This is a genomic window from Odoribacter lunatus, from assembly GCF_943193135.1.
In the GTDB taxonomy this organism is placed as follows: domain Bacteria; phylum Bacteroidota; class Bacteroidia; order Bacteroidales; family Marinifilaceae; genus Culturomica; species Culturomica lunata.
This window is the reverse complement of the sequence record NZ_CALPCZ010000052.1, coordinates 1-3,547: the sequence shown is the minus strand read 5'-3', so window position 1 is coordinate 3,547 and position 3,547 is coordinate 1. Positions and strand designations below refer to the sequence as shown.

The window sequence follows — 3,547 nt, the reverse complement described above, 5'->3', positions numbered from 1 at the left end:
AAAATAAACAGCTACTCCACACTCAACCGAATATATACTAAGATAGGCATATATGGCAAGCATGAACGTTTGTAACCGTTTATCCTTTCACGTTAAAAGATTGGTCGTTTTTAAGATTAGGATAAACTAAACGCTTCTTATAACAATATGTTTGCTGTTAAATTGCTTTAACAACATCGCAAATATAATTATAATTCAGCATCCAACAAACGTTCACTGGAGTAGCTGTAAAACAAAAGTAGTGGTATCTTTTAGAAAATTGCTATTGTATAAGCAATGTTTATTACAACTTGGGTTTAATTGACAGGAGACGCTTTTAATTATTTCAATTTTTTAAATGCTTCTTCAAAAAACTGGTTAAACCAGCCAAACCCATGATTGGTTATTTCACGTTTGGCTGATTTCTTAATATAAAGAGCGACAATTTCACCAAAAGCAGAGTTACCGTCTACAAAAGTAATGTTATCAAACAAATGTAGATTTTGTTGGATTCTTTGGATTCCCTCATAGAAGTTATATTTTATGATTTCATCCGCGACATCATGTCCTCCAAACATTTTTCTTTGCATAACCCTATAGGTGCTGTCATCCAACGTTGCTAACCCGAAATAGAAAAGAGTTATTTTATATCCGGCATCTTTAAATTCCTGAATCATATTCAGGATTAGGTCATTGGAGAAATTAGTTTCAAAAGCAAAGTCCTTGCGCATACTTATGGCATCTTCCTTTTGTTTTTGCAATTCTCCTGCTACCGTTCCTCCAATCCAATGTTCTTCCCATTCCGGATGTTCCTTGCGTAAGTTTAGTGCAAGTAAGTCTCCATCGAAAGATTTACAACGGATATAATAAGGACATAACCTACTTTTCCCTGCTCCATTGGGACCCGCAATTACAGTAAATTCGGGGCGCATTTCCATAAGTCTATAGGTTTAACAGGTAGGCATATCTGCCTTGTCCTTGTTCAGCAACTCTTGAAATGACCTTGTAGCTTCTTTCTTTACGATTAAATTCTACCAAGTCTTCACTTCCGTCCGGATTGGCTAAATAGATATTTCCGTTACTGTCCCTAAAAGGGATAGCAATTCCTTTAGCCCAGCCCTCCAAATAAATACGTTCAACCTCTTTACTCACTTCCTCGTTTATTTGTTTGACTGTCTTTCCGTTAGAAAGAACGATATTTTCTATTTCTGCGTATTCACACATAATTATCATTCGTTTGTCTCTACAAATATAAGCAATTTTCTTATTCAATAAACCACGCATAAGGTCTGTCACCTTGTAACGCCCTCATAAGTCCTCCCGCCAATTCCGTAGCATTCAGCGACCTGTCCAAGAAATTATCAATGTATGAACTCTTGTTTGCTCCCGTCAGCAGGTTATACACCCTCCACATGTTAATCTCCCCGTTCTCCCTTGCAAAGTGTTCATCCTGATAATACCCTCTCGCTATCATGTTGATTTGGCTGTCCGTCATTTCCATATTGGGCAGCATCCTTTTCTCCCTGCTTGGCAAACACTGGTACAACCTGCATTTTCCTAAGAACTGTGCAAACTGGTGCTCCGTCATGCCGTACTTCTCAAACTCCCTCATGAGCAATATATGCTTCTCCGCATCGTATTGCGTCAGTAAGTCCATTACTCCCCTGTACAGGTCATACTGGTTCATCGCTCTAAGGTCAGCCTTATATCCGTCCGTAAATGTACACAAATTACAACAAACCGTATTCCTGAATCCTACCGCTACTGAAAATCTTTCTGTCGTTTTCCTGCTAAACAGGTTCTCCCTGTTGTATGCCCTGACTCCCGTAATGCAAAGATTCAGCCTGTTGCCTCCAATGTGGGTATATATCGTAGGTATCTCTACGGCAAACGCCATACGTTCATAGTAAATTGTCTTGTCCGTCTCCAGTAGTTCATGGGTGGGTTTGTGAATGGCTTCCGGTATTCTTCCCTTGATAATATGGCTGACTACTATTTCAGGGGCATCCGTTTGTTCATTGCGGAAGAACTCTTTCACTGCCCTGCATACCGTTTCAATAAAGAGGGTATGGCTAATGGTCAGTTCATTGTCCTTGCTGAATACGGGGACAATGCAATCATTCCTTAAATGCTGTATGTCCACTTCCGTTGTATTGGCATGTATGAAATGTGCCCCTTTCGGTTTGGGGAATGGTTCTACATGCTCTTTAAAAGGGGTTACTTCTACATACTCTGCATCCCTGAACAATGCGGGATGTACCTGTGGTGTCTGTGGCAATAATCTAAGTGTTTCCATAGTCTGTTTATTTTCTCTGTGTTAATTCTGTTTCTTGTTTTGGTTCTTATTCTGTCTCTGTCTTCATTTATACCTGTCCTTATCCTAATTCTAATCCTGCTCCAAGTCCCAATCCTGACTTGACTTGGCTTGATTCAATCTTGATTTGTCCTATAACCTTCCTTCATCCGTATAACTGTAATAGCCTTCTTTTGACACTATCAGATGGTCATGCAGGATTATATTCAATAGGGTGGCAGCTTTCTTCACCTTTTCCGTTATGGCATTGTCCAATGTGCTTGGTTGCAATTGTCCGCCCGTATGGTTGTGTGCCAGTATGAATGCTGCGCTGTGGGTCAGTAAAGCCACTTGCAGGATAAGCCTTACATCTATCACTGTCGTGTCCATGCCTCCCTCCGATAAGGAATAGATGCCCAATACCCTGTTTGCCCTGTTGAGCAGGATTACTTTCACGTATTCCTTGTATTCAATCGTTTCTTCACGGAAGGCATCTTTCATCAGCAGGTCATAGGCATCTTTTGAATCATGTATGCAGAATCTGTCCTTTGCCCTGACTTTTGGCGAGTAGGTCACCTTGATTTCACTTACAAGTGTTTTCATGGGATTGATTTTTGTGTTGTAGTGTTTGATTTGTATGTGTGTATAATAAAGTGGTTATAGCAGGCAACGGGACAGAGTTTGGAAAGAGAGTAAAACCCTGTCCTTGCTTTAGTACCGCTACGCCTGCTACATGAGGGAAAAAGAGAGAGCTTATTGCTCTCCCTCCAATACTTCAAAGTAAGGGGTTTCTATTTCCTTTAGTTTCTCACCGTATTGAGAGAAATAACGGGGAGTTCCAGTGGAGAAGTCCGGTTTAATGGCTTTGAAGGTATTGCCTGTCGCCTGTAGGAGTTTTCCGGCAAGATACTTTCTTACATACCCCAGTATGCTATCCGTACATTCGGCATAGGCGGGAATGTTTGTAAACTGTGATACGTGTGCAATTTCGTTGCCTTCATATACGGGATAGGGCTGTACGAGCTTGTTTACACTAACCGTCCCTTTTCCTATGGCTTCCCCTGTATCCTTGCTTATAAGTAAGGTCACCAATGCAAGGTAATGCCTGTTTTCAGGAGCAAGTTTGTCTTTATGCGGCTTTTCCACTTCCACCCATTCATCGGTGATTTGGTAATGGTATAGGCTGCTCAATCCTTTTTCCCCTTTTCCAACGGACAGATGCCCGTATTTTTCTTCAATGGAATTGGATTGAATGGGGTGACAACATTTGGGAGT

Annotated in this window: 5 protein-coding genes; all 5 read right to left on the bottom strand. The window is 40.9% G+C overall.

The features are described from left to right. Nucleotides 1–320: 320 nt before the first annotated feature. Nucleotides 321–917 (bottom strand): zeta toxin family protein, encoded by a 597-nt coding sequence (locus NFR61_RS11005; RefSeq protein WP_251624104.1) that lies wholly within the window; start codon nt 915–917, stop codon nt 321–323. A 4-nt stretch (nt 918–921) separates the two neighbouring features. Next, nucleotides 922–1,263, bottom strand: a complete 342-nt coding sequence (locus NFR61_RS11000) for a xenobiotic reductase B (RefSeq protein ID WP_251624096.1) — start codon at nt 1,261–1,263, stop codon at nt 922–924. Further along, nucleotides 1,244–2,275 (bottom strand): DUF3871 family protein, encoded by a 1,032-nt coding sequence (locus NFR61_RS10995; RefSeq protein WP_251624087.1) that lies wholly within the window; start codon nt 2,273–2,275, stop codon nt 1,244–1,246. Before NFR61_RS10995 ends, NFR61_RS11000 begins: the two co-directional genes overlap by 20 nt. A 150-nt stretch (nt 2,276–2,425) precedes the next feature. Beyond that, entirely contained in the window at nt 2,426–2,875 is a 450-nt protein-coding gene (locus NFR61_RS10990) for a JAB domain-containing protein (protein WP_251624085.1), read from the bottom strand. 150 nt (nt 2,876–3,025) lie between these two features. Further along, the coding region (locus tag NFR61_RS10985) for a hypothetical protein (protein WP_251624083.1) at nt 3,026–3,547 on the bottom strand (522 nt) is incomplete at its 5' end.